We start from the raw sequence: 25,893 nt of genomic DNA, 5'->3' as shown, positions 1-25,893 counted from the left end.
CCCTCATGAGGGTCAGGCGGTCTAGGGCATGGGCCTTTGAACCGCTGTCTGACCTGGGCTGACTCTGGGGTTTGTGCTAACGGGTGCTCCATGAGCCTCGGATCCTCTAGAGTGCGTCCATCTGTGATGCAACAGTCTAAGGGGAGAAGAGAGTTGAAGAATTGGATCCGCTGGATCCTCGTCATCGGCGCCGTGGTCGGCACCTTCTGGTTAGGTCTCTTGCTAGGCCGCTGGCTGCCGTTGGCAGGCCCTGACGACGCTTCCAGATGGGGTGTCGCTACAGCGCTCGCGAGTGCAATCTCTGCCGTAGCCGGCTACCCGCTGGTGCGCTGGGCAGAGGGGGCCACAGGCAGTCGTCAGCCATCGAAAGAGCTCTGAGACCGCATCTTCGCCACCGCTGTACGCATGCACCCAGGCAGGAGAACCCGAGCCGTACGATGTGATCACTACTCCCCATTCCCATGGGGATGGCCCCAGTCTGAGGGGCGTACCGGTTTTGGTACTTCACTGCTCCCCGCCTCTGCGGGGATCCCTCGCCCGGCCGCGCCATGCCGCTGCCGTTTCTCCGTGCTACCCCGCGTCACCTCAAGCCCGTCGCTCGAGCTGTAGCGGAGTGAGAAGCCTGCCAGCTGGGTCTGACAATCCTCATCGAGAGCGAGAATCAGCTGGCCGGCGAGCCACGGACTGCCCTGCCAGGCCGGTATGTACAGCTGCTCCAGTTCCTCGATGGCCCGGTCCATGGTCGCGGCGTAGGAGAACTGCAGGGGCAGCCGCAGTCCGCAACTCGCCGCCACACGGCCGACGAAGGGCGCAGGCGGCTGGTCCTGCGGCAGCTCCAGTCCTCCGCGCTGCCTGCCCTTCCGGTCGGCCTCGAGCCACGGCAGGGTGACCAGGCTCCCGTCGTCACGCCGCTGCACAACGACGACCTCCAGAGCCTCCCGGCTGTCCCGGACCTGGGCCCGCCCGACCCGGCTATCGTCGGCGTCCCCCACACCAGCAGCGACCCAGCCGAACAGCGGCCTTCCCGGCCGCCCGACATCACCGAGGCGGAACACTGAGGCACGCTCGCTCTGATCGGCCCGGTGTTCGTCGAACTGCACCTGGGCCTCCCCCAGCGCAGCGGCCCAGGTCTCCGGGCCCACCTGCCCTTCCCCGTACGCGGCCTGCACCAGCGGGCTGATGTCCTGCGGAAGCCGGACCGGACAGCCCGATCCCTCCAGATGCTCCAGCAGAACAGCCGCCGACCGCAGCAGACCATGCGCCCCGTACACGGCAACCGACCCCCGCGCCGGCCGCGGCACCTGACCCGTCCAGTCCACACCGGTCACCAGACACCGCGCCGCGCGCAGCCGCGCCGGCCGCTCCGTCTGGCCTGCGCCCCGGGCGTGCCGGTGCAGGCGCCCCATGCGCTGCAGCAACAAGTCCACCGGACACAGATCGCTGACCAGCAGGTCGAAGTCGACGTCCAGAGACTGCTCCGCGACCTGACTGGCCACCACGATGTGAGGCCCCGGCGGGCGCCCCTCGCTCTTGCCCGGCGGCCCGAACCGGGCCAGCAGCCCGGCATCGTTGGCCGCCCGGTCCACGTCGATGAAACAGGAATGGGCCACCGTGACGGCGTCCTCGCCGAACCGTTCACGCAAGACCCGCGCCGTTTCCAGCACCCGGCTGACCGTGTTGCGGACCACCAGCGCGCACCCGCCGCCCGCCAGCTCGACGGCCAACCGGCCTGCGAGGACACCGAAGTCGTCGTCGAGGCGTTCCAGACACACCTCGACGCCGCGAGCCGCAGCCCGAGGCGACTCCACGACCGGAGTCCCGCCCGGCGGAACTGCGGTCAGCAGCGGGTAGGCAGCAGCCCGCCCCACCGCATCGAACCCTTCGCCGTCAGCCTCGGCCCCGGTGCCCGCATAGGCTTCGGCCATCTGCCGCCTGCGTCCGGCCGGCAGCGTCGCCGACAACACCACCACCGGTACCCGGTACGCCCCCAGCCACGACAGCACACGGTCCAGATAGGCACTCATGTACGTGTCATAGGCATGCGCCTCGTCGATCACCACGACCTTGCCCGCGACCGCCAGGTGCCGCAGGGCCAGATGCCGGCTCTTCAGCCCTGCGAACAGCAGCTGATCGACCGTACCCACGACGAACGACGACAGCATCGCCTTCTTCCGGCCCCGCAACCACGCATGCGCCACCAGTTCAGCCGACGCGGCCCGCCGGTCCTCCGTAGGCCGCCAAGAGCACTCTTCCTCATCCACCTCGACGGCCATGATCCGCTGGGCGCTCCGGCGCATCAGATCCGCGTACTCGTCGTTGAGCGCCGCCTTGGAATGCGCCAGCAGAGCCGACAGCCGCATCCCCTCCCTGGCGGGCAGCCGCTTCAGCCAGTCCAGCAACCGCGGGAACATCGCATTGCCCGTAGCCATGGTCGGCAGCGCGAAAAACACCCCGCCCGCACCCGACCGGGCGGCCAGCACCTCGGCCGCAGCCAGCGCGGCCTCCGTCTTCCCCTCCCCCATCGGCGCCTCGATCACCAGCAACCCCGGCACAGACATCCCCCGCGCCAGCCGCACCGCCGCCTCCTGCACCGGCCGCACCACAGCCCCAGGCGGCAAATCGAACCGAGTACCGAACAACTCCCCTACATCCGCAGGCGGCTCCACAGCCCGCCACGGCTCGGGCAAGTCCAGCCCACGCCACGCGGCTGCCACCCGCTCGGCACCCGTATGACCGGCCGCCTGCGGAAAATACGGGAACAGGTCAGGGTTACTGGCGATCCAGTCAGCGACGATCACCAACGCCGACAACAGCACCTGAACCGGCTGCGGCAGCTTCACCGCCCGCCAGGAGTCGAGCCGGCCCGCGACACCGAACTCCTCGGCACACGCCTTCAGCAACTCCTCCTGCACCCGCTGCCACAACCCGCGACTCGGCCCGGGCGTACGCAACAGATGAGGGCGGTCCTCCAAAGCCTTGAGCTGCCCATGGTCCGGGGGCACACCGTGATGGCCTCCCACGACCACCGCGAACTGCCCCGACTGCCGCCCCGTCCAGCCGTGCCGCTCCTCCAGCCACTGCGCCAGCAGCACCTGCCCGGCCAGGCCATGCGGAGCCAGCCGCCGGTCAGGACCGAACTGCCGCCGTGTCCTCATCTCCAGACACTGGCCGCGCATGACATCGGCGAGCTGGTCCACCTGACACGCGAACGCCGGCGTCGCCTTACCGACGTCATGCACCCCCGCCAGCCACACCGCCAGACGTCGCCCATCGGTCTCGCCGTCCGGCAACACCCCAGAGATCAGCGCCCGTACATTCGCGGGCAGCCACCGGTCCCACAACAAGCCCGCTACCGCAGCACTGTCCTCCATGTGCCGCCACAACGGCAGCCAACCCCCACCATCCCGGTCATGCTTCGCCCACACCGACCGCACCGGACCCGCAAGCCGACCCCCCAACCCAGACCCACACTCCCCGTCACACGCCATGCCAGATACATACAGTCAGACAACCCCGCACAACGCCTCGTTCAAGAAACCGAACACGATCACGGGCAAAACCTGCTCAGCAGGGGGTACCGCCAGGCCTGCCGACATACGATGTCTGATTGCCTCTCGGCAGAAGATCGACAGCATGACGGTTTGCAATCGTTTGGACGGAATGCCGGAATCAGTGAAAGTACCGTCGAACCACATCCTGCAGCGGTAAAGCCGCAGGTCGCCGAGTGTGCTCCCCGCACCCGCGGGGATGGTCCCCGCACCCCGACGACGAGTGGTGATGATCCGGCGTGCTCCCCGCACCCGCGGGGATGGTCCCGAGCGGCGCGAGCTCCGCCGGGGCCAGGCGCCGTGCTCCCCGCACCCGCGGGGATGGTCCCTCGGCATCCCCGAGGGCGAGTCCGTCACCGCCGTGCTCCCCGCACCCGCGGGGATGGTCCCTTCACCCTGACCGTGTCCGACTTCTTCCGGGCGTGCTCCCCGCACCCGCGGGGATGGTCCCCGTCCTTGAGATCCACGCCCATGAACTCGCTCGTGCTCCCCGCACCCGCGGGGATGGTCCCCACGTAGCGGACAGGGCTGGCGATCTTCCCCTGTGCTCCCCGCACCCGCGGGGATGGTCCCTCGCCGTCGGAGATCAGGCCGGGCAGTTCCTCGTGCTCCCCGCACCCGCGGGGATGGTCCCCACCGGATCATCCCCGAGCAGGCGGCCCGGACGTGCTCCCCGCACCCGCGGGGATGGTCCCACGGTCCGAGCCTGGGCCACCGAGGCGAAGTGGTGCTCCCCGCACCCGCGGGGATGGTCCCAGTGAGCGGGCGTCGCAGACCGGCCCGATCAGGTGCTCCCCGCACCCGCGGGGATGGTCCCTCGATGACGATCGCGTCGTCCTTCGGGTGGAAGTGCTCCCCGCACCCGCGGGGATGGTCCCTTCTTCATCGAAGCCACCAACGCGATGCTCACGTGCTCCCCGCACCCGCGGGGATGGTCCCCCGGCGCCGGGGGAACCCAACCCCGAACATCAGTGCTCCCCGCACCCGCGGGGATGGTCCCGCAGCATGCTTCCTCACCACCTGCCCGAATACGTGCTCCCCGCACCCGCGGGGATGGTCCTCCCCTCAAGATGGACATTCGATCTCGCCTGAGTGCTCCCCGCACCCGCGGGGATGGTCCCGTCGCGAACCCCTCGCTCTGCCCGAGGCCCGCGTGCTCCCCGCACCCGCGGGGATGGTCCCGGACGTGCCCGGAGCTGGATCCGGGTGACCGTGTGCTCCCCGCACCCGCGGGGATGGTCCCTGCGCGTCGTGCGCGAGGTCCTCGCGGCCCTGGTGCTCCCCGCACCCGCGGGGATGGTCCCATGTCCGTGCGCGTCGTTCTCCAGACCGCCGGGTGCTCCCCGCACCCGCGGGGATGGTCCCCCGTACACCGTCAGTTCGCAAGTCACCTGCGAGTGCTCCCCGCACCCGCGGGGATGGTCCCCACGAGTACACCGACCCGTCCGGCACGGTGTGGTGCTCCCCGCACCCGCGGGGATGGTCCCCAGACCCGGCACCAGGGCCGCTCGTGCCGGAGGTGCTCCCCGCACCCGCGGGGATGGTCTCCTGGGCACCCTCGCGCGGATGGCCCGGGCGGCGTGCTCCCCGCACCCGCGGGGATGGTCCCCCGACATGCCGAACGACATGCTGGAGCTCCTGGTGCTCCCCGCACCCGCGGGGATGGTCCCGCCGACTTCTTCGCGAAGTCCGCGCGGTCGGGGTGCTCCCCGCACCCGCGGGGATGGTCCCGTCATGAGCGGCTTCTACGGCTGGGTCGCAGAGTGCTCCCCGCACCTGCGGGGATGGTCCCTACCTGGGTTTCAGGGTCCCGCGCTCCCTGCGGTCCTCCCCGCACCCGCGGGGATGGTCCCACCCCGGGCCAACGTCCGTGCAGTACTCGGGCCAGAGCGGCGATGGACCGGCCGACCAGGTATGCAGTGCGGACGGCGTCGGTCATCCCGGCCGGCACGGCCGGGCGCCGGCCGCCCTTCGGCAGAAGCGCCTGGAGTGCTCCCCGCACCCGCGCTCGCGAGCGTGACCAGGAGACGGGTGTCCGTGCGGGCCGCCGCCCACACGGCGGCCCAGGTCGAGTCGCAGTTCCGCGGCGGCCTCGTCCAGCAGCCGACCGTGCAGTAGTGCTGTGATCATCTGGGCGGACTGCTGGAGGTGAGCGGGGCGGGGCGGGTCATGCCCGAACCGTACGAGCGGTCCAGTCGGCCACGAGCTTCCCGGACACGGCGGTGCCCGCCCGGTTCCCCATGTGGGGGGCCTGGCGGGGCACGGCCGTGTCCCGGAAACTTCAGTTCGGGTCGGCCTGTACGAGATCGGACGGGTCGGTGTTGGCTCCGCAGAGGACGACGACGACCTTTTCGCCGCTGCCGGGCCGGTAGCTGCTGCTCGGCTGCTCGGGGGGTGTCGGTTTGCCCCGGTGGGCGGTGTGCTGGTCCGGGCCGAGCAGGGCGGCCAGGGCGGTGGCGGCTCCGTGCTCGACGGCGATCCGGCGGTGGTCCCACAGCGCCTGGCGGGCGCTGACGATCGCCGCGTCCGTCACCAGTACGGAGTGCGCGCAGTCGTGCTGGGCGGCGTGGAGGGCCATGGTCGAGGTACGGCGGGCGCCGAGCGAGTCGGCGGCGATCGAGTCCACGGTGACGTCGACCGGTTCGCCGGCCTCGAGTGCGGCGTTCAGCGCACGGCAGTTCTCTGGCTCGACGGCGACGGTGCGGATGCCGTGGTACTGCGCGGCGGTGGCCACACCAGTGAACAGTCCGCCGCCGCCGACGGCGACCACGACGGTGTCGACGTCGGGGAGGTGGGTGCGGATCTCCTCCATCAGTGTTCCGGCTCCGGCGGCGATCAGATGGTGGTCGTAGGCGTGCGAGGCGAGTGCGCCGGTAGTGGACGCGAACTCCTGGCAGGCGGCGAGTGCCTCGGCGTATTCGGTGCCGGCCAGGCGCACATCAGCGCCGTAGCCGCGTAGCTTGGCCACCTTCACCGGCGGGGCGGTCTGGGGCAGGAATACCGTGGCCCTTACGCCTTGCTGCTGGGCGGCCCACGCGCAGGCGAGGCCGGCGTTGCCGCCGGACGCGATGGTCACCCCTGCCGTGGGGAGGGTGCCGGCGTCCTGGTGGGCTTGGAGGAAATTCAGCGCCCCCCGGGCTTTGAAGCTGCCGGTGTGCTGCATGTACTCCAGGGCAAGCCAGACCCGACAGGGCTGGTCGGGGTCCTTGTCGAGGGGGTCGGGGTGTGCGGTGCGGATCGCTCCGGGATCGACCCGCGCGAGGGTGACCGGGCGGGTGCGCCCATCGATTCGGTCGCGAGCGGCTTTGACTTCGCCGTACATGAGGCGCATGGTGCTTCTCCTGGGGTTGTGGGTTATGACCAAGCGATGAGCTGGCCGGTGGTGGTCAGGGCGAGGAAGAACGCGAACGCGATTCGCCGTTCGCCCTGGGGGGTTGGCTCGACGGCGTGGAAGTTGGCGGGGTTGAACAGCAGGGCGTCGCCGAGCCGCGGGATCACGCTGACGTGCTGGCAGTGCTCGACGGCCTGGGGTCGATAGCCGTACGCGTCGCGGTGCTGTTCGTCGGCCGGCTCCCACCGGTGGCGCCACACTGTCGTGCGTCCGCCGGTTTGGGGGACGGCGACCCACACGTTGAAGGCGAGCTGACAGACGGTGTCCTGGTCGAACAGTCCTTGCGGGAACTCCCGGTTGATGTCGTCGTAGTGGACGAGCGCTCCGGTGTTGATCTCGCGCAGGGTGCCGCCGAAGACAGGGCGGCCGTTGATCGTGGCGGGGGCGATGGCCGCACCCCATGCGGTGCCGAGACGGGCGAGCGAGATCGCGATGGGGTCGGGGCGCATTCCGGCCCGCTGCCAGGCCGCCCGGGCGGCGTCCGCGTCGGACCAGTACCGTCCGGCGTCCAGTTCGCCGGATGGGGTCCGGTAGTCGTTCAGGGCCGGGCCGAACCGCAGAATCGGGGTCGGTACGCGCGTGGGGTTGTAGTCGGTGGTGGGCAGCCGGGTGACCGCGCCCATCGCGGCTGCGCAGGCGGCGGGATCGAGGAAGTCGGGGACGCGGACCGCCGCCAGGGTGCCGGCCGCCAGGGTGGCTAAGTGCCGGTCGGTGAAAGCTGCGGTGGTGACGTTGGTGAAGAGGGGGTCTAGGGCCGTGGTGGTGCCGGTCATGTCGCCTCCGTGAGGAGATGGGAACCTACCGTGACGATACGCTGTACCGTACGCTGACCCGTATGCCTAGGCAATCCGCCTCCCTAGACCTCGCCACCCCCCAACACATCGCCGAGCAAGCCCTGTTGATCGTCGACAGGGATGGCCCCGACAAGCTGAGCTTCCGAACCCTGGCCGCCGCACTGGACATCTCAGTGGCCTCGCTCCAGCGGCGCTGTACGGACCTGGCCGGACTCCTCGACCTGGTAACCGACCACCTCGCCGCCGAGCTGCCCGAGATCGCCCCCGGCACCCCGTGGGCCACGGCCACCGAGACACGGTTCACCGCCCTTTACGGGCTGCTGACGGCTCACCCGGGCCTCGTCGTCCTACGGGGCAGCCGCCCCTGGCTCGGCCCCCAACTGCTCAAACGCCTCGTGGAACCACAGCTCGCCGACTCCCTCGCGGCCGGCATGACCGCCCTGAAGGCAATCACCACCTACCGGCGGATGTACCTGCTCACCCTGGGCAGCGCATCCTTCGTCGACCACCGGGACCCCAAAGCCGCGCAGGCAACCACTCGGCAGGCGCTGGCCGCACTCGACCCCGATCAGTTCCCGGCCCTGACCGGGAACCTCGCCGATGCCCTGTCCGCCGTTGTCGACCACGACGTCTACTTCGGGGCGCTCCGACAGCTCATCGCCGCCGCCGACCCCGCCCGGCCCGGTGCCTAGCTCACAAGGAACGAACGACCATGCCTGTATCCCCCGCCGCTCCGGACGATTCACAGGTTCGCAGGGAGGCCGCCACCACCCGCCTGCGGGAACCCTGGCCCTGCATGGCCTCGTCCTGCCGTCCCTGTGGCGCGGTGAGCCGGTGCGCGGGCGCGGCTCCGTCGAATCCGGCGGTTGCTCGGCCGACGTCGTGGACGCCCTGGCCGCAGTCCTGGTGGCCGCAGCATCGTGAAACGATCCGCCCACCCGATGCAAGCGCCCTATAGGCACCACGACTTGAGCGTCGCTGGTCACCGCTACGATGTGTGGTCAGTCCGGAACGGGAAACCAGTTTCTTGCGGTTTGCAACTCGGTGGGCGGAATGACGGAATCGGTGAAAGTACCGTTGAATGACACCCGGCGGTTGTGAAACTGCAGGTCGCCGAGTGTGCTCCCCGCACCCGCGGGGATGGTCCCGTCACGTGACGTTCTTCGGTCGTGTGCGACGGGTGCTCCCCGCACCCGCGGGGATGGTCCCCACATGACCGCGTGCGCCTACTGCTACTCGACGTGCTCCCCGCACCCGCGGGGATGGTCCCACACGGCAGGCTTCGATTCGATCGCGCTAGGGGTGCTCCCCGCACCCGCGGGGATGGTCCCGATCATGAAACCGCAAGCGTGGGCGGGTGCCGGTGCTCCCCGCACCCGCGGGGATGGTCCCGGGACGCGGAGTATGTCGCCGAAGCGCGAAAGGTGCTCCCCGCACCCGCGGGGATGGTCCCGTCCGCACCCGGGACACCACCCTGGCCGGGGTGTGCTCCCCGCACCCGCGGGGATGGTCCCACCCTCGACACGATCTCCCCGGCGTTCGTGCCGTGCTCCCCGCACCCGCGGGGATGGTCCCACCTACCGCGACGCCCGCCACATCTGCCAGCGGTGCTCCCCGCACCCGCGGGGATGGTCCCGGGCCCCCGCCGCCGCAGCCCACCGACCCGATGTGCTCCCCGCACCCGCGGGGATGGTCCCACGACCGATGGTGACCCCGAGATCGGCACCATGTGCTCCCCGCACCCGCGGGGATGGTCCCCCGCCTGCCCCACCTGCCTGTGCCCCCGCTCCGTGCTCCCCGCACCCGCGGGGATGGTCCCTACACGCAGGATATTGGCCAAAACTGGGACAAGTGCTCCCCGCACCCGCGGGGATGGTCCCGTCAAGGCGTTCACCAAGAAGATCACCCATCCGTGCTCCCCGCACCCGCGGGGATGGTCCCGCCACCGCCACCTTCGCGACCGACGTGACACCGTGCTCCCCGCACCCGCGGGGATGGTCCCGAGCTGTTCGCCACGCAGGAGCGGTACGGCGTGTGCTCCCCGCACCCGCGGGGATGGTCCCTGCAGGAAGATCTTCGGGGTAGGGATGACCCTGTGCTCCCCGCACCCGCGGGGATGGTCCCACCACCCACACAAGCGGCAACCAAGACCGTGCGTGCTCCCCGCACCCGCGGGGATGGTCCCCACAGTCGAGCCGAATCGTCTACAGATCCGAGGTGCTCCCCGCACCCGCGGGGATGGTCCCTGGCCGCCCGGGGTGGCGGCGTGGTCCTCGGTGTGCTCCCCGCACCCGCGGGGATGGTCCCTCGGTTCGAGTGTTTTAGTGGCGTCACTCTCTCTGCTCCCCGCACCCGCGGGGATGGTCCCCGGCTGGGATCTGTCCCAGGCTGCCCTAGGCGCTGCTCCCCGCACCCGCGGGGATGGTCCTGACACGCAGACGATGACCTTCCTCGCGGACCGCTGCTCCCCGCACCCGCGGGGATGGCCCCACGCCCTGTACCTCACCACGCTCGCCGTGCCGCTGCTCCCCGCACCCGCGGGTATGGTCCCCTGGACACGCTCGCCCGGATGGCACGTGCCGCCTGCTCCCCGCATTCGCGGGTATGGTCCCCCGCTGCCGCTGCCCCTCAGACAGGCCAGCCACTGCTCCCCGCGCGAGCGGGGAGGGCCCCCATCGCACGTACGCGGCGCGCGTGGTCGGGGTGCTGCTCCCCGCACCCGCGGGGATGGTCCCGACGAGGGCGCGGAGATCTTCTCCACTCGGTCGTGCTCCCCGCGCCCGCGGGGATGGTCCCGGCCCGGTAGAGGTTCCACTGTTCCGTTGTTCCCCAACGCCGTTATCGTCGGCGTCGGGCTTTTCGGCGGCCGAGAGCGGACGCTGGGGGATCACGGGGGTGTCCTCCGGGCACGTGGTGTCGGGCTGCCACTTCGCGTTCTCGCCTCTCGCGACGAGGAGGTACGGCCCGGGCCTGGCCCTCGTTGATGTCCCCAATTGGACACTGCGGCGGCGACGGGCGGACGCCGTCGAGACGGACGACCGCGACCTGATGACCGTCACGTGGCAGGACATCGACGCCCGGCACGTCGTGGGCCGTCTGGTCGACCGGCATCCGGGCGGTGATCCACCGCGAGTAGCCCGCGCCCATGACAAGCACCGGCGGCCGTCCGACCTGACCGAAGCCGAGCGGGATGTCGGCCGACGGGAACCACATCTCCCCCGGCTCATAGACCGTCCGCGGGGCCGGATCCGTATGCCGATAGGCCGACCGCAGGTCCCTGACCCGGTCGTTGATGACGGTCAGACCGCGGTCGCAGCCGATCCGCTCGGCGATCACCGTCGCCAGCATCTCAGGCCACTACACAAGCAGTTTACGAAGTCGAAGTCCGCCGTGCGGCAGCTGCGCACAGACGAGCCGCGAGCCGCGATCCCCCCTTGCGCGAGGCTCTCGCCCCAGTGCCAGCTATCGGCGCTGTTCAGCGATCAGATCAAGGTAGCGGGCGTATTGGGTGTCCGCGTGCTGGCGGTTGCGGACGAGGCTTCCCTCTTCCATTCGGTAGGTGCGTTGGGGGTCGCCTTTGAAGGAGAGCCAGTTGAAGGAAGTGGTCACCCAGACATCGTCGTAGACGAGGACCTTGGCATGGGAGCTCTTGAGGCGCGTGAAACTGAACTTGTCCTTGTAGCGGTCGGCGAGGTTGGTGAGCCTCTGGACGGCTGCCGGGTCGGTCTTGGTGTCGTTCTCCTCGTAGCCGTAGGCGATGTCCACCTTGACGCCCTGTTTGACGCGCCGTTCGAGTTTGCTCAGGAAGTCGGTGGTGATGATCGCTTTCTTGATCCACGGCGAGATGATTAGAAGTCGGCGGCGGGCGTTGGTGAGGGCGTCGTTGAGCACGTCCGGGTGCTCGAAGACACCGATGGCGCGGATCTCGTCTGCCTGTGGCTGCTGGGCTGCTGGCGGACCGGGTGTGGGGGCCTGGGCGCCGAGTTGGAAGGCGGCCTGCTCAGCACGGTGCTGGGTGACCTCATGCAGCGGTACGCGGGCCTTTTCAAGGTCGGGGTCCAGGAGGGGGCGTGCGGGGGGCGGCGCGACTGTGATGCCGAGGGCCTTGGCGCCGCCGTGGCCGATGAGGGCGAGTTCGTGGGCCTGGCTGACTTCGCCGTCGACGACGACGCCGATTTCGACGTCGGTGCGCTCCGCGTCGGCGTACACCAGCAGTTTGACCGGCAGGACACGGCGGGCCGGGGCCTGGGAGATGCCTTTCACCTGGAGGACTTCGCGCTTGTCGTTGCCGTTCTCCCGGAGCAGAGCGGTGATCTCGGCTGCGGTGATGTCACCGTCGTTGACGGGCCCGGACCGCGCGGCGGGCAGCATGATCACTCCGCCTTCCTCGGCCTGCCCGCGCGGGATGGTGGTGCGGCGGTCGTAGGGGGCTACTTTCCACAGCATCTGGTCGTAGACGAGGGCCTGGTTGACCCGTACGGGCGCTACCGCGGCGGCCTTCTGAGCGGTGAGGTGGCCTTTGTCTGTGAGCCGAAGGCCGGGGGGCCGGGCAGCTTCTGCGGCGGTCGGGCGGGCCCACTTGAGGTCGTCCGAGCCGAACAGCACGGCGACGGTCTGGTCGACCATGTTTTCGGGCAGGCCGAGCAGACCGGAGATGCCGCGCGCGCTGGTCACGTTGTGCTCGACGAGCCGCAGTACGAATTCCTCCATGAGAGGGAGGTCTTTGCTGTCCTGGGCGAGGACTTCGGCGGTGATCCGGGCGACGGGCAGTGCGGCATCGACGATCTGGATGAGTTCGAGTCCGGGACGGGCGTTGTGGAAGCGGACGGCCAGGAGGCTGTCGTCGCCGAAGGCGGTGCTAGAGGTAGGCATTGCGGATCTCGCAGTCTTCCGGGTGGCCGCTCATGTAGTCGAGGACGGTGCGCAGGGCTCCGGGCTTGCTGCGGCAGAAGCCGGCATCGCCGACGATGATCAGGCCGTAGCGGGCGCGGGAGAGTGCGACGTTGATGCGACGCCAGTAGGGCTGGCCGAGGAATCCGAAGCGGCCGCTGACGTTGCTGCGGGTCACGGAGAACACGACGAGATCGCATTCGCGGCCCTGTACCGCGTCGACGGAGAGCACTTCGGGAGCGATGTGCTTGAGTCGCAGGGAGGCCAGACGCTTGGTCAGTTCTTCGACCTGCCGGCCATAGGGGGCGATCAGCAGGACATCGAGGCGCTTGCCGTCGGGCGTCTTGATCACCCCCTTGTCGATGGCTCGGTCGATGACTTCCAGGCGTCGCATCGCGAGCTGGCCCTCGAGACGGTTGGAGATGCTGGTCTGGGTGGCGGACTGCTCATCCTCGCGGCGATTTGGCAGGGCGCTGGTGTCCAGCCAGAGGACTGGTTTGTTGACCGTGCTGTAGCCGGGGAGGACGTGGTCGTTCGGCGAGATGAGCTTGTTGTCGTAGAAGCAGCTGCTGATCATGTTGCCGATCGCCGGGGTCATCCGGTACTGCTCGCGCAGCAGGTGCTTGACGGGTGCTTTGGTGGAGTCGGCGAGGTATTGGAACAGAGTGGTCTTCACCAGTTCGGGGATGAGCTGGTGATCGGTCATGATCTTTTCGTCGCGCAGCAGGTCCTCGTCGATGGGAGGTAGTTGGTTGGTGTCACCGACCAGCACCCACCGCTTGGCCCGGGCCATCGGCACCAACGCCTCGGTCGCGGTCGCCTTGGACGCCTCGTCGAAGATGCACAGGTCGAATTCGAGATCCCGGGCTGCGGGGTGGCCGAGGAAGCCGAGCGCTGTCCCGCCGATGACGCGCCGGGTGCGCAGGAATCCGGCGATCAGATTCTGGTCGGTGCCGATGCGCTGCAGCCACTCACCCTGCAGACGCAGCAGGTGCATCAGTTCCCGGCCAGTCCCGGCGGGGCCGATGAGCACCTCGACGACATCACGGGCGTCAGCGGCACTCATGTCCTCGCGCAGGGTGAGTTCGCCGTCGAGCATGGTCTGCACTTCGGCGAACAGCTCAGCCCGCTGGTCGAGGAGCTGTTCTCGACGTGCCCGGGCAGTGACGACTTCTTCGCCCAGCTCCCTGGCGGAGGTAGTTCGCTCAGGCACAGGCTGGTTCGCCAGCTTTTCGAGGCGGGCCGTCACATGGGCGAGGTCAGCGGCCACGGCAGCGAGTTCTTCCAGCACCAAGGCCGCCTTGAGGTGGCTGGGCTGCTGGCCGCTTTTGGCGGCCACCTTTTCCAGATGCCGTTCTGCCCGCATCCGAACGCCCTGGGTCCACTTCTTGACTTGCCGGTCGAGCAACAGCGGCTGGGCGCTTTCGGCCACGCGTGGATCGTCGACGCGACCGAGGCGTACGAGTTCGGTGATACCGGCTTCCTCAAGGCGCTTGAGGGCGTTGTCGATGGCGATGTGGGTCTGGCTGACGATGAGGATGCGGGCGGTGGGCTGCCGGCTGAGAGTCTGTTCGACGATCTCCGCAATTACGGTGGTCTTGCCGGTACCGGGTGGTCCCTCGACAAGCAGCAAGTCCTGGGTGCCCAGGGCGTGGGCGACGACGTTTCGCTTGCTCTGGTCGAGATCGGCGCGGACCCAGGTGGCGACCTCGGCGGGCGGGCCGACCTCAAGGGCCTTAGGGCTTTCGATGATCTGCCGCAGGTCAGGGTTGGCGGTCTGGCCAGCGGCGACGGCGGTGAGCGCGTCGCGCTGCCGGTTGATCGCGTTCTGGCTGGGCCCGAGGAAGGGCAGCAGCACACCCCGGGCGGGTAGGACGGCCTGGGGGCGCGTCATCCGCAACACGACCGTGTCATCGGTGCGGTTGGTGATCTCGCCGCGGTCGATGGGTCGGCTGTAGGGGTACTCGGCGACCGACCACTCTTCGCCGATCTCCGCGGTGGTGTCGGGCGCGGCCAGGTGGAATACCCGGGTGCGGCCGCCGCCTTCCATCCGCTCGTACTGGATCGGCTGGCGCCCGTTGGCCGCCGCCTCCTCGCGGGCTTCCAGCACGCGGCGCCAACCGTCGAAGAGATCTCCGAGCTGCTGCCGCTTGCCCTCCTTAGCCTGTGCTTCGCGCGCGTCCAGTTCTCCGTGGAGGCTGTCAAGCAGCAGGTTGAGGCCGACGTACGCGGGATCCTCGCCCGGGTCGTTGAACGTCCACGTCAGGACAGGTCCGAGTTTGAGGGAGGATTCACGACGCTTGGCCATCCATTCCTCTGGCCGTTCCTCCGCCGAGACGATCGCGCACCGGTCGTCGTTGTCCTCGTCGCCGACCAGGCGCAGGAACAGGCTCTGGCCGAACACCCGCACCGTGCGCGTGTCGACCTCACCGCTCTGTGCGTTGTAGCCGAAATCAACGTGCACAGTGCCGGAGATGTCCGCCAGCACCGCGCTCTTTGCCGCATCCCAGTCGATCTCTTCCCCAGCCGGACTGGTACTGAGACTTTCGGCCGCACGGCGGGTCATCTTCAACCAGAGCGCGTTGCGTTGTCGGGCATCGCGGTTCTCACAAACCTTCTCGGCCTCCAGGAGCCGGTGTTCCAGGACGCTGGCGTTGGCGGGCCGCTTCTTCGGGTCGAAGTCGATGCAGGCCCTGAGGACGTTGCGGATCTCGGTGTCCAGTTCCAGACCGTCGAGGACCGTCGCCAGGTCGTGGTAGTCACGAGCCTGGCCACGGGAGAGAACCTGAATGGCCAGGACCGCGTAGGCGTACACGTCACGGACGTACGGGATCGCCTCGCTCTGCTCGGGCGGCGCGTACAGGGCGGATCGGAAGTCCGCCACCGTCTCGTCGGTCACGGCCGCAGCCTTGGAAAGGATCTTGGCGATCCCAAAGTCGGCGAGCTTGACCGTGCCGTCACCGGCCAGCAGGACATTGCCCGGCTTCAGATCACGGTGCTCGATCTCCTTCTCGTGGGCGTACGCGAGTGCGGAAGCCAGCGGCCTGCCGATACGCGTGAAGTACGCCGGCCAGTCAAGGGGGCGGCCGTCTGCCATCTCGTCCTTGAGGCTGCGGTCGATCCACTCCAGGGCGATGAAGTACCGCTCCAGTTCGTGATCCCAGCCCGAGTCGAGCATTCGCACGATGTGCGGGTGGTTCAGAGCCTTGAGCGCCGAAGTCTCCCGCTCCAGGAAGATCCGGGTGATCGCGTCGTCCTCGCGCTGCTTAAGCAGCTTCACAGCGACGTGGTCACCGCTGGCGCTCTTGATGTCCACAGCCTTGCGGACCTCGGACAAACCTCCCGGTCGGGCCTCCTGAAGGAGCAACAGAAACCGGCCGTTGATCGTCGTCCCCACACACTGCTCCTTGCTCCCCCGGCTGCCTCGCAGCCCACCCAAGTCGCCATCTTGCCAGCGCATTTCCCCCGAATCAGCAGTTTGCCCTGGGACAGTTCGGACTTGGCGAGTAATGATCCTCTCGGGGTGCTTGTGCAGGCACGCGCTGCCGCTCGGCCTGCGCACCGAGGGGCGAGTGGAGGGAGCCCCTCGATCACTCCTTCGACCTCGGACTCGACCCGGTAGGGCGGGCTGGCAGGCGGGGATGAAGCTGTGCTCCCCGCGCCCGCGGGGATGGTTCCGTGCACGACCCCGCCCCCGACCGCATGCCGCGCTGCTTCCCACCCTGCGGGGATGGCCCCCAGGCGCTCCAGCTCGCGGCCGACTGCCTGACGTGCTCCCTGCACCCGCAGGGTTGATCCGCGAGGGCGAACCCGATCAGGCTGATCGCGGACTGCTCCCCGCGAGCGGGGATGGTCCCTAACGCTACGAGGGTCACGCTCGCAATCTGGACGGCTCCTTGCACCCGCCGAGATGGTCCCCGGACCCGGATGTATGTCCCCGCTGCATGCCCCTCGCCGCCCGACAACACTCCGGAAATCAGCGCCCTCACATTCGCAGGCAGCCACCGGTCCCACCCAGCCCCGCCACCGCGGCGCTGTCCTCCATGTGCCGCCACAACGGCAACCAGCCCTCACCATCCCGGTCATGCCGTCCAAATAGACCTCACGGGACCCGTGAGCCGATCCCCCAACTCAGAGCTGCCGCTCCCCGCCACATGCCATGGCAGATACATACAGTCAGATAAACCGCAGCGACGCCTCCTTGGGAAAATCGAACACGATCGCGGCCAAACCGGCCCAGCACCACGCAACGCCAGGTCCGCCGACGCGGGATGTCCGGTCAGCCCCAAACTGGAACCCGCTTCCTGACGGTTTGCAGCCCTCTAGGCGGAATGATGGAATCGGTGAAAGTACCGTCGAACGACGCCCAGCAGCCATAAAGCTGCAGGTCGCCGAGTGTGCTCCCCGCACCCGCGGGGATGGTCCCGGGGCCGCCATGGGCGAGATCGAATCCAGCGTGTGCTCCCCGCACCCGCGGGGATGGTCCCTGTGGGCGAACTACGGGGCCTACGACCACGTCGTGCTCCCCGCACCCGCGGGGATGGTCCCGCCCAACACCGGCTTGGAGGCCAGTAGTGGACGTGCTCCCCGCACCCGCGGGGATGGTCCCGGCGCCGAGCCGGGGGTGGCGAGCTGCCCGATGTGCTCCCCGCACCCGCGGGGATGGTCCCCTCACCCAAGAACGCGTCTACTTAGCCGCCGGGTGCTCCCCGCACCCGCGGGGATGGTCCCTCACCGAGGGTGTCGTGGAAGCGCCAGACCTCGTGCTCCCCGCACCCGCGGGGATGGTCCCACCGCCTGCGCCACCCACCACACGGCCTGACGGTGCTCCCCGCATCCGCGGGGATGGTCCCACCAGGCGAAAAGACCGCCCACCTGCGCAATCGTGCTCCCCGCACCCGCGGGGATGGTCCCCACCCCGCCGGTATGGCTTACGGCCTGTCCGAGTGCTGCCCGCACCCGCGGGGATGGTCCCGAGTAGGCCCACCGGGCGGCGCGTCGTGCGCCGTGCTCCCCGCACGAGCGGGGATGGCCCCTCGTCGGCGGGACGGTCCTCGGGGTTGTCCGGCTGCTCCCCGCACGAGCGGGGATGGCTCCAGAACGGGAAGCCAACTTCTTACGATTTACATGCTTCCCGCGCCGTGGGGATGGTCCCCTCGGGCCGGTGGTGGACGACGACGGCCGTTCGGTGCTCCCCGCGCCGGGATGGTCCCAGCATGTCGTCCAGAGGCTTGACGGGGTGGGTGTGCTCCCCGCGACCGCAGGGATGGTCCCCGGACCGTCTTCAACGACGAGCCCCTGGACTGGTGCTCCCCGCGCCCGCAGGGATGGTCCCTCGAACGTTCCCATGAGTATCTCGCCCACCGAGTGCTCCCCGCGCGAGCGGGGATGCTCCCCCTCTCGGCATCCTTGGGCTGGGCCGTGTGCTCGTCTGGTGAGTGTGGTGGTCCCTGCGATGCAGAGGAAGACAGTCCCTCTCGTCGTCCCCGCACGCGCGGCTCGCCGGGGTGCTGCGTTGTACGCACCGGCGCGTCGAGGTCGAGTCATTCCTGCGGCTGCGGGGTAGCTCGGTGTTGGCCGTGCTGGCTTGTCGGTGGCCGGTCGTACTGTCGAGGCAACGACGAGGAGGATTCGTGGCTGACCACAGCAGTGAGGCCCGAAATTACGCCCACTTGGCAGATGAGGAACTGGCTCAGGTAACTGATCCTGGACAACGTGCGACGGCTTATGCCCTGTTGGCTTTGACTCATGCCGTACTGAGCACAGGGGAAGGCGTCGGCAAGATCAGTTCTACTTTATGGGAGATGGAAGACGTCTTCCGCGGCTGAAGACAGAAGTGGTGCAGGTGACCAGGGACGAAGTTTAGGTGCACCGATCGTCCCCGTGATCAGCCGTCAGAGGGATAGCGTTCGGCCGCCGTCGAGATGGGTGATATGTCTAATTCGGTGAAAGTGCCTGCGAACCACACCTGCGTGACGCAAACTCGCAGGTGAGAGAGTCTGCTCCCCCGCACCCGCAGGGATGGTCCCTCCAGCGACAGGGCGCACCGATCACGTTCGCCGTGCTCCCCGCACCCGCGGGGATGGTCCCTACGACGACGCTCTGCAGGCCGATGACCAGCCGTGCTCCCCGCACCCGCGGGGATGGTCCCTACGACGACGCTCTGCAGGCCGATGACCAGCCGTGCTCCCCGCGCCCGCGGGGATGGTCCCCCGTTCTCGGCGCCCGGCCGCAGCCCGAAATCCTGCTCCCCCACCAGTAACAGGGGGTGCTGATCTGTGAGTTAGCTCAGGCTGTGGTCCGCAGTGCAGCCGACTCAGGGGCGGCGGTCGCCGTACCGGACGCCCGGACGGCGCGCTCTTGTCGGGCCCGGCGCAGCGCGGCGGGCTCGGTCGCCGCGGCCTGGCGGCGGCGCTGCGCGCGGGTTGCCTCGATCGGGGTGGGCGCATCGTCCGGCACCGTCTCGGGGTCGGGGAACGCTAAGCGGCTGTGCTTGCGCATCGCACGGTTCTGCCGCTCCGCCGATTCCGGGATCCAGCCGGGACGGCTGCGCGGTCTCACGGTGCGCGGCGAGGGCGCGGTGGTAGCCGTCGCACGCGGCCTCTCTGGTCTTGGCCGGGCCGGTCGGTGCGTCCGGGCCGGTCGGTGCGGTGTCGTCCGGCTCGGGCGCAGGGACGGGAGCCGGGCGCCAAGATCCGCAAGGCGCGAACGACTATCCGGCCCGCTGCCTTGTTGGCGGCGTCGACGATGCGGGTCTGCTCCAGGCGCGTCTTGGCCGCCCAGGCCGACGACTCCGGGCACACGGTGAGCTGGCCGGAGTCGGCGTCGTACCCCACGGCCGTGTCGTGCCCGGCGAGTTCGGGGGCGATGGCCGCCCACCGCTGGCGCAGCGTGGCGCCGGCGGCGGGGAGCTCCCAGGCCCGCTCGGTCACCAGCGCGCCGATCGCGGCACCGAGCTCCATCGGCTCGCGCCCGTGGCGCCGGACCACCCGGGTCGTACGCGGCTTCGGCTGCACCGTACGGCCGCCGCCGTTCTTCTGCGCCGCCACCTTGGCGGCGCGCAGTGCGACGCGGGCCAGGTCGATGCCACTGGGCTGCGGGGTCTCGGTCATCACGCGACCTCCCCGGCCAGCTCCTGGACGCGGTGGACACCGCAGACGCTGCGGGACGGCAGGGGCTTCCGCCTGCACCGCACGTTTCCGCCCCGGCCCGAGCAGGTCTTCTGCCCAGCCGGTACGGCGGGGGCAGCAGACGGTGCGGGCACGAAGGCGGCGCCCAGCGCGGCGGCCTCCTCGCGGCAGAGCTTGCACAGGCCGTCCTCGAGGGCGCGGCCGACGATGACGATCCGGGCGCCACAGTCCCCGCAGGAACCGCGCGGCGGACCCTCCGGCGCGCGCTGCGCCGGGACCGGAGCCGGGTTGCGGGCCGCGTCGTCCAGCACGCAGTCGGCGCACCGGCCGCCCGGGCCGGGACGGGTGCCATGCTCGGGGCACAGGCCCTGCTCGATGCGCTGGGCACGCCGCCGGGCGGCGGCCTTGTCCTGGACGATCTCGGCACACACCTCGCAGTCCTTGCCCGTCGACCACAGCACACCGGCCTCGCAGTCCTGGTAGCCGCAGCCCCAGCGCGGCAGGGCCACCCCGAGCAGCCACCGGCCCGGGTCGCGGACCTCCGAGAGCAGCACCTTGGCGAACCGCGCGGTCAGCCGGTGGTGCAGGCGCTCGGCATCCGTGCCCTCGCGCAGCTGGCGGCCTACCTCACGGGCGATCTGCCGGACGACGAAGTCGCTGGTCACCCGCTCCAGCAGCAGGTGCACCGGCTCCAGCACGGCGTAGATCTGCGGGCTCATGGCCAACTGCGGTCCGTCGTACGACGACCGCGCCGACCCCCCGCCCCTGCTGCTGCGCTTTTCGGTTTCCGGCTTCGAGGGGGAGGGCTGGCTGTTTCCACCCGCGCGAAGCGCGAGACCACCGCTGGCTTCCGTACGCGCAGCCGCGTCAGCCGAGTTTTCCACAGCCCAAGCGGCCTCAACTACCGGTACCTCGCCTACGGCGGATGAGAAGAACGCGCGCTCGTCATCCGGTGAGTCAGTCCTAGGTGATTCCTCATTCGCGAGGGATCCCTCACCAACCGGCGAACCCGATCCCTCACCAACCAGGGAACTAGCCGACTCCTGCGCACCACTGGTCACATCTGCCTCGGCAGCCTCAGCGACCGCCGCGCAGCCACCACTCGGACGGGCCTCGGGAGCGATGTCGTGCGCGATGTAGCGGTGACGCCCCTGCGCCCCCGCACGCCGCTGCACCGTCACCCAGCGCGCTGCCTCCACCTCGTCCACGACCGCCGACGCCGCCGTCACCGACAGCGGCTGACCCTCCTTCTTGCCCGAGTGGTGCCGCAGGCCGGCCGCCAGCTCAGCCTCCGTCAGCGCGATACCCCGCGCCTGCCCATGCGAGATCAGAGCGAACGCGCGCAGTTGCCGGGGCGTGAGGTCCTCCGAGGCCGCCACCGGCAGCCACACGAACGCCTCCGTGCGAGTCATCGCCCGCACCGTCCGCACCGCCGACGTGCCCGTGCCGCCCGGCAGCGTCCGACGCTCGGAGAACAGCTCCACCACACCGTCCGGGCCCGGACGGCGCAGCTGGGTCATCCCCCGCTCCACCGACGCCGTCGACAGCCCCAGATACGAGGCGATCGTCGACGACTTCGCCTGGCACCCCTCGGGCCGCAGCCCCAGCGCCTTCACCTTCACGTACACCGACAGCGCCACGTCCTGGTAACGCGGCGAGGACACCAGCCGCATCGGCACCCGCACCCGCTGCCGCCGAACCGGCGCGGTCGCGTCCACGGCAGCGGCCGGTGCCGCCACGGCGCTCATCGACCCACCGCCGCGACAGAGTTGTGCGGGGGCATCAGCAGGCAGGCGCGAACGATCATCCCGGCAGCCTTGCGCGGACCGCCTGTGGACAGAGGCCAGAAACTGGCGAGACCCCCGATCCCTCCCGCCCGGCAGGCAGGAACTTCAGATCGCGTCCCGCCCCACGGGACGGAACTCCGGAGCACCGCGGCGGTCGGTGCCACCAGGAGGACAGGGGTCCCCTTCTCGGTATAGGTGTGCCGGACCGGGGTCGGTGTGACACTCCAACCCAAAGAATCTTCGTGACTAACACCGTGAATAGGGCAAATGGGGGCAGCGAATCCCGTCACACGGGAAGCACGGAGGGCTCGAATCCGGCTGAAACGGACATGGCCGAGCTGACAGGGGACACGGATCTCGTGCACTATGTGGGGACACCAACCTTCATATGGATCGCCCCGACCGCGACCAGGTCCCTGCCAAGGGACCCGACCACGGTCGAGCGCTCTGTACGGACGGAGCCCCGAGCCCGACGGCCTGCCAAAGCCGCCGGAACCCGGGGTGACGCTGGTGGCTCAACAGAGGCCCCCTGCCAAAGGGGCTCCTGGAGAGCCAGGGGTGGCCCGCTTGCCAAAGCGGACCGGGTGCCCGCCTGCCAAGGCGGGGTGTTGCAACTGAGATGAAGACCCAGCTCGATGAGCTGGAGCCCAGAACCGGCGCCAACCGGGGACTGGGCGGCCGACCCGATGGTCGGCAAGACGGGCCGCGCGAGGCCGAGTGGATTGTCAGTCCGCTCTTCTGGCGCGCGCGGCCGGTGGCGGCTACGTCACCCCGACCCCCTTGATTCCGAGGCCGGCGTCGGCCTGCCCTCATCCGGCTTCGCGGCTTCGGGGTACCGCTCCGCAAGTCGGTTGAGCAGGTGCATGTAGACAGCGCGGTGTGGACGTCGGGGGTGGGTCTGCCCCAGCTCCCAACGAGCCACGGCCAGACGCTTCACGCCCACGGCCTCCGCGACTTCCTGCTGCGTGAGGCCGGCCGCGAGGCGCAACTTCGCGCGCACAGCTGGCGGCGGCAGGAGGTCGTCCAGGAGGGCGTCGACCCGCTTCAAGCGGTCCGGGTCGGTCACGGCGAGCCTTTCAAGATCGATGGTTCCCTGAAAGATACACGACGCGATCTCCGTCCGGGAGCGGACATCACCGTGAGCCGCGCGCCGCACGATGCCCGATAGTGTCCGTGCACGTGGCCCGCCTCGCGTTTTTCGATCTGGACGGCACGCTCGCCGACCGGCAGTCGGCGCTCAGCGGCGTGTTGACTCGACTGTGTTGCTCCCGCGCGCTCTCCCCAGATGCCGAACAGTGGCTGCGCACCGAGCTGGCCGACCGTGCGACCGCCGGCGACTTCGCCCGGCTGCGGGAAGCCTTCGGTCTGGAGGTGTCGGCCGCGGACCTGTGGCAGGAGTACGTCGACCTCATGGCGGCCGCCGTCACCTGCCGTCCCGAGGTCCTTGAGGGCCTGGCCCGCCTGCGCGCGGCCGCATGGACGATCGGCGTCATCACCAACGGGGCTGGCGACATCCAGCGCGCCAAACTCGCCGGGACCGGCCTCGCCTCCCTGGTCGACGGAGTCGCCGCCTCGGGCGACCTGGAGATCCGCAAGCCAGACCGGCGCCTCTTCGAACTCGGGGCCACCCGGTGCGGCGTCAGCCTCGCGGACGGCGGCTGGATGGTCGGCGATAACCCGGCCGGAGACATCGGCGGCGGCCACCAAGCCGGCCTGCGCACCATCTGGCTGCGCGGCCGATCCTGGCCCGACGGACTCCCCGCCGCGCACCACGTCGTCGACGACGTCACCGACGCCATCACGATCCTGCTCGCAGAGACGGAGTAGCACCGTGGACCAGCCGACCGTCGGCATCCTCCACCCCGGCAGCATGGGAGCCGCCGTCGCCTCCTGCGCCGCGACCAACGCGGCCGAAGTCCTGTGGTGCGAAGCCGGACGCAGCACCGCGTCCACGGCGCGCGCCGCCCAGTTCGGACTGACGGCCGTGGCCACGCTCGCCGAACTGGTGGAGCGCTGCGACATCGTCATCAGCCTTTGCCCACCGGCCGCTGCTGAGGATCTGGCCTCCGACGTCGCCGCGCACCGCTTCGCCGGGGTGTACGTGGAAGCGAACGCCATCAATCCCACGCGCGGGCAGCGGATCGCCGGACTGCTCGAACCCGACGCGACTGTCGTGGACGGTGGTGTCGTCGGCTCCCCACCGGTCGGCGGCAAGACGCCGACCCTGTACCTGTCCGGCCCGGCCGACGCGACCGAGAGCATCGAGACGCTGTTCGCGGGCACCGCCGTCCGAACGGCGGTGCTGGGCACGGAGATCGGGAAGGCATCCGCGCTGAAGCTGGCGTACGCCTCGTTCCAGAAGACCAGCCGGGTGCTGGTGGCGCTCGCAGTCGGCATGGCGCGCGAGCACGGCGTAGACCAGGAGCTCATCGAGGTCGCCTCCCGGCGCGCCGACTCGTACCTCGCGGAACCGGAGTACGTCGCCAAGACCGCCGCGCGTGCATGGCGCTGGGGCCCGGAGCTGGAGGAAGCCGCCGACGCCCTCGAGGCCGCCGGCCTCCCGCCGGAGATGCTTCGCGCGGCCGCGTCCACGCTGGCACGGTGGAACGACGCCAAGGACAGCGAGCTCACGCTCACCGACGCCTTGGACCACCTCGCCCAGCCGTAGCCCGCGCTCATGCCGTCGCCGCTCCCGTCCGCTGCGCCAGCAGCTGGTCGATGAGCCGCGCCGCGTCCGGCGGCGCCAACGCCGAGGTGTCCACGGTCAAGTCCCAGGCCAGGTCAGGGTGCGTGTCCAGGTCCTCGCGGGTCGCGTCCCACACCGCCAGGCGCACCGCGGTGTCGCTGTCGCCACGCCCCGCTGACCGCTGCTCAGTGGTCTCGCGCGGGCACCACAGCAGCACCAGCGACCAGTCGGCCGGGTAGCCGTCGACTACGGCGCGGATGCCGTCGACCTGTCCAAGGTGCACCACGGGCACCCCGGCCTCGAACGCCGCGTCCAGGCCAGGCGCGTCAATGACATACGTGTTGCCGTAGCGGCTGTTCGCGTAGACGACGGAGCCCGCGGCCTCCAGTTCGCCCAGCTGCTCCACTGTGCCCATCCGGTAGCCGACCGACTTACCCGTCCCGACCTTGAGCCGAGCGAACTGGGCATACCGGGGACTCAACTCCGTGAGCGCCGTGGTGACGGTGTCCTTGCCCGACGCTGGTGGTCCGTACAGGACCACGCCCTGACGTCCGGTCATGCGTACATCGCCCCCATCGCCTGCCGGGCCTGGTCCGCGAGGCTTACTGCGGTCCCCAGCCGGTTGTCGACGACCAGATGCGGGACTGCCGGGCGCAGGTCCAGGTCGATCGTGGCCATGTACTCGTCCCAGCGCTGGAGCTTCCACGCGTCCCGGGCAGCGGAGCGGAAAGTGATGTACTCCCGCATCGACTCCTCATCGCAGCTGACCCACACCGGGAAGACGTCGACACCCATGGACGCGGCCCGGTTAGTCAGGCGCTGCATCCAGGCCGCGTCGGTCAACTCCGCAATGAACGGAGCAGAGAGCACGGTGCTGATCCCGCACCTGACGTTGGCCATGGCCGACTGCATCAGGCAGTCGTACTCCACCGACCGGACCTGCTCCCGGTAGAGCTCGGTGTGCCGGTCGTTCGGGTCACCGCCCAACGCGACCAGGAGCCGTTCCACCAGCGGCCGGGTGAGCGGGTCCTTATCGAGCAGCGGCCAACCGGTGAGCTGGACGAAGAACCTCGCCAACTCGGTCTTGCCGCTCCCGGCGTATCCCCCGACCAGGATCAGGACGGGGCGGTTCGGGTCACCGCCGGTGTGCCGGCGCTTCCACGCGTCAATGATCCGCTGCTGCAGGGCGAAGTGATCGGCGTCGTCACTGCCAGGCCCGATGCGGTGGATGGCCCGCTCAACAGCCAGGACGTGTGCGCCGTTGAGGCGGTCGTCCATCGGCGTGAGCTTGAAGGAGGTTTCCTCACCCGGCAGCGCGTTGCGGAAGCCCAAGTCCGGCTCCGTCGCCCGGTAGAGGAGGCAGTAGGCGCGCCGGTAGTGCGGGCCCGGGTAGACCTCACCCTGCTCGTGCTGCCACAGGGTCTGAGGATTCGCGGCCGGGATGCCCTTCAGCTTGGCCTGCTCGGCAACCTGTCGAAGGCGCTCGCCGGCCTTCTCCAGGGTCAGGCCGTGGGCCTCCCGCTGCTCCCGCAGCTTGTCCGGCCGCCAACCCGCTCGCTGCTTCCCCACCCTTTGACCCTCCGTGATCGACATGGCCGTGAGCCTAGGGCTCGGCCCGCAGAACCCGTGTGTATGCAGATGTTGAAAACCCGTGAATGAAAGTGCGT

General features: G+C 69.7%; 18 protein-coding genes and 3 CRISPR repeat arrays. Of the genes, 6 read left to right on the top strand and 12 right to left on the bottom strand.

The genetic code is table 11. The features are described 5' to 3' along the window. Positions 1–446 precede the first annotated feature (446 nt). Positions 447–3,488, bottom strand: coding sequence for a CRISPR-associated helicase Cas3' (gene cas3 / locus ACZ6BB_RS37970; protein WP_471619674.1), 3,042 nt, complete (start codon positions 3,486–3,488; stop codon positions 447–449). Between the two features lie 238 nt (positions 3,489–3,726). Beyond that, positions 3,727–5,401: direct repeats of the CRISPR family, unit length 29 nt; unit sequence GTGCTCCCCGCACCCGCGGGGATGGTCCC. 136 nt (positions 5,402–5,537) lie between these two features. Here cas3 and ACZ6BB_RS37965 point away from each other — a divergent pair. Further along, a complete protein-coding gene (locus ACZ6BB_RS37965; protein WP_471619673.1) occupies positions 5,538–5,666 on the top strand; it encodes a hypothetical protein in 129 nt (42 codons plus the stop codon). A gap of 163 nt (positions 5,667–5,829) precedes the next feature. Here ACZ6BB_RS37965 and ACZ6BB_RS37960 read toward each other — a convergent pair whose 3' ends face one another. Both ACZ6BB_RS37960 and ACZ6BB_RS37955 read right to left on the bottom strand, forming a co-directional pair. Further along, positions 5,830–6,879, bottom strand: coding sequence for a threonine/serine dehydratase (locus ACZ6BB_RS37960; protein WP_471619672.1), 1,050 nt, complete (start codon positions 6,877–6,879; stop codon positions 5,830–5,832). Positions 6,880–6,902: 23 nt separating this feature from the next. After that, positions 6,903–7,712, bottom strand: coding sequence for a 2OG-Fe(II)-dependent halogenase WelO5 family protein (locus ACZ6BB_RS37955; RefSeq protein WP_471619671.1), 810 nt, complete (start codon positions 7,710–7,712; stop codon positions 6,903–6,905). A gap of 62 nt (positions 7,713–7,774) precedes the next feature. Here ACZ6BB_RS37955 and ACZ6BB_RS37950 point away from each other — a divergent pair, with 62 nt between their 5' ends. Beyond that, complete coding sequence (locus ACZ6BB_RS37950; protein WP_471619670.1) at positions 7,775–8,425, top strand: TetR/AcrR family transcriptional regulator; 651 nt, start codon at positions 7,775–7,777, stop codon at positions 8,423–8,425. A gap of 427 nt (positions 8,426–8,852) precedes the next feature. Further along, positions 8,853–10,345: direct repeats of the CRISPR family, unit length 29 nt; unit sequence GTGCTCCCCGCACCCGCGGGGATGGTCCC. Between the two features lie 226 nt (positions 10,346–10,571). Here ACZ6BB_RS37950 and ACZ6BB_RS37945 read toward each other — a convergent pair. From ACZ6BB_RS37945 to ACZ6BB_RS37935, 3 genes are all read right to left on the bottom strand, one after another. Beyond that, positions 10,572–11,081 (bottom strand): hypothetical protein, encoded by a 510-nt coding sequence (locus tag ACZ6BB_RS37945; RefSeq protein ID WP_471619669.1) that lies wholly within the window; start codon positions 11,079–11,081, stop codon positions 10,572–10,574. A gap of 114 nt (positions 11,082–11,195) precedes the next feature. Next, positions 11,196–12,605, bottom strand: a complete 1,410-nt coding sequence (locus ACZ6BB_RS37940) for a phospholipase D-like domain-containing protein (protein WP_471619668.1) — start codon at positions 12,603–12,605, stop codon at positions 11,196–11,198. Beyond that, positions 12,592–16,020, bottom strand: coding sequence for an AAA domain-containing protein (locus tag ACZ6BB_RS37935; RefSeq protein ID WP_471619667.1), 3,429 nt, complete (start codon positions 16,018–16,020; stop codon positions 12,592–12,594). Before ACZ6BB_RS37935 ends, ACZ6BB_RS37940 begins: the two co-directional genes overlap by 14 nt. A gap of 1,000 nt (positions 16,021–17,020) precedes the next feature. Further along, positions 17,021–17,720: direct repeats of the CRISPR family, unit length 29 nt; unit sequence GTGCTCCCCGCACCCGCGGGGATGGTCCC. A gap of 536 nt (positions 17,721–18,256) precedes the next feature. Between ACZ6BB_RS37935 and ACZ6BB_RS37930 the strand changes: the two genes are divergently transcribed. After that, entirely contained in the window at positions 18,257–18,451 is a 195-nt protein-coding gene (locus tag ACZ6BB_RS37930) for a hypothetical protein (protein WP_471619666.1), read from the top strand. Between the two features lie 460 nt (positions 18,452–18,911). On the opposite strand, the gene ACZ6BB_RS37925 is transcribed toward ACZ6BB_RS37930, so the two are convergent. The 3 genes from ACZ6BB_RS37925 to ACZ6BB_RS37915 are packed head-to-tail and all read right to left on the bottom strand — an operon-like array spanning position 18,912 to position 20,472. Next, the gene (locus ACZ6BB_RS37925; protein ID WP_471619665.1) at positions 18,912–19,124 is read right to left on the bottom strand and encodes a hypothetical protein; all 213 of its coding nucleotides are present in this window, start codon (positions 19,122–19,124) and stop codon (positions 18,912–18,914) included. A 56-nt stretch (positions 19,125–19,180) separates the two neighbouring features. Next, on the bottom strand, positions 19,181–19,735 hold the full coding sequence (locus ACZ6BB_RS37920) for a DciA family protein (RefSeq protein WP_471619664.1): 555 nt from the start codon (positions 19,733–19,735) through the stop codon (positions 19,181–19,183). Next, a complete protein-coding gene (locus tag ACZ6BB_RS37915; RefSeq protein ID WP_471619663.1) occupies positions 19,735–20,472 on the bottom strand; it encodes a hypothetical protein in 738 nt (245 codons plus the stop codon). The genes ACZ6BB_RS37920 and ACZ6BB_RS37915 overlap by 1 nt, the downstream gene beginning before the upstream one ends. Positions 20,473–21,109: 637 nt before the next feature. Here ACZ6BB_RS37915 and ACZ6BB_RS37910 point away from each other — a divergent pair. After that, complete coding sequence (locus tag ACZ6BB_RS37910; protein WP_471619662.1) at positions 21,110–21,403, top strand: hypothetical protein; 294 nt, start codon at positions 21,110–21,112, stop codon at positions 21,401–21,403. A gap of 903 nt (positions 21,404–22,306) precedes the next feature. Here the strand turns inward: ACZ6BB_RS37910 and ACZ6BB_RS37905 are convergent. Then, on the bottom strand, positions 22,307–22,696 hold the full coding sequence (locus ACZ6BB_RS37905) for a helix-turn-helix domain-containing protein (protein ID WP_471619661.1): 390 nt from the start codon (positions 22,694–22,696) through the stop codon (positions 22,307–22,309). An 11-nt stretch (positions 22,697–22,707) separates the two neighbouring features. On the opposite strand from ACZ6BB_RS37905, the gene ACZ6BB_RS37900 reads away from it, so the two are divergent. Further along, positions 22,708–23,367, top strand: a complete 660-nt coding sequence (locus tag ACZ6BB_RS37900) for an HAD family hydrolase (RefSeq protein ID WP_471619660.1) — start codon at positions 22,708–22,710, stop codon at positions 23,365–23,367. A gap of 4 nt (positions 23,368–23,371) precedes the next feature. Continuing rightward, the gene (locus ACZ6BB_RS37895) at positions 23,372–24,208 is read left to right on the top strand and encodes a DUF1932 domain-containing protein (RefSeq protein WP_471619659.1); all 837 of its coding nucleotides are present in this window, start codon (positions 23,372–23,374) and stop codon (positions 24,206–24,208) included. Positions 24,209–24,215: 7 nt separating this feature from the next. Here ACZ6BB_RS37895 and ACZ6BB_RS37890 read toward each other — a convergent pair whose 3' ends face one another. Next, entirely contained in the window at positions 24,216–24,785 is a 570-nt protein-coding gene (locus ACZ6BB_RS37890; protein WP_471619658.1) for a phosphotransferase-like protein, read from the bottom strand. Beyond that, complete coding sequence (locus ACZ6BB_RS37885; RefSeq protein WP_471619657.1) at positions 24,782–25,795, bottom strand: AAA family ATPase; 1,014 nt, start codon at positions 25,793–25,795, stop codon at positions 24,782–24,784. The genes ACZ6BB_RS37890 and ACZ6BB_RS37885 overlap by 4 nt, the downstream gene beginning before the upstream one ends. Positions 25,796–25,893 lie beyond the last annotated feature (98 nt).

The organism is Streptomyces sp. NPDC041108 (genome assembly GCF_055592645.1).
This window is presented reverse-complemented; position numbering and strand designations above follow the sequence as displayed.

Bases quoted from the DNA above. Each gene is read 5' to 3' on its own strand.
- ACZ6BB_RS37945 (WP_471619669.1), bottom strand. From the start codon at position 11,081: ATGCTGGCGACGGTGATCGCCGAGCGGATCGGCTGCGACCGCGGTCTG.
- ACZ6BB_RS37925 (WP_471619665.1), bottom strand. From the start codon at position 19,124: ATGCGCAAGCACAGCCGCTTAGCGTTCCCCGACCCCGAGACGGTGCCG.
- ACZ6BB_RS37920 (WP_471619664.1), bottom strand. From the start codon at position 19,735: ATGACCGAGACCCCGCAGCCCAGTGGCATCGACCTGGCCCGCGTCGCA.
- ACZ6BB_RS37890 (WP_471619658.1), bottom strand. From the start codon at position 24,785: ATGACCGGACGTCAGGGCGTGGTCCTGTACGGACCACCAGCGTCGGGC.
- ACZ6BB_RS37960 (WP_471619672.1), bottom strand. From the start codon at position 6,879: ATGCGCCTCATGTACGGCGAAGTCAAAGCCGCTCGCGACCGAATCGAT.
- ACZ6BB_RS37950 (WP_471619670.1), top strand. From the start codon at position 7,775: ATGCCTAGGCAATCCGCCTCCCTAGACCTCGCCACCCCCCAACACATC.
- ACZ6BB_RS37915 (WP_471619663.1), bottom strand. From the start codon at position 20,472: ATGAGCCCGCAGATCTACGCCGTGCTGGAGCCGGTGCACCTGCTGCTG.
- ACZ6BB_RS37955 (WP_471619671.1), bottom strand. From the start codon at position 7,712: ATGACCGGCACCACCACGGCCCTAGACCCCCTCTTCACCAACGTCACC.
- ACZ6BB_RS37940 (WP_471619668.1), bottom strand. From the start codon at position 12,605: ATGCCTACCTCTAGCACCGCCTTCGGCGACGACAGCCTCCTGGCCGTC.
- cas3 (WP_471619674.1), bottom strand. From the start codon at position 3,488: ATGGCGTGTGACGGGGAGTGTGGGTCTGGGTTGGGGGGTCGGCTTGCG.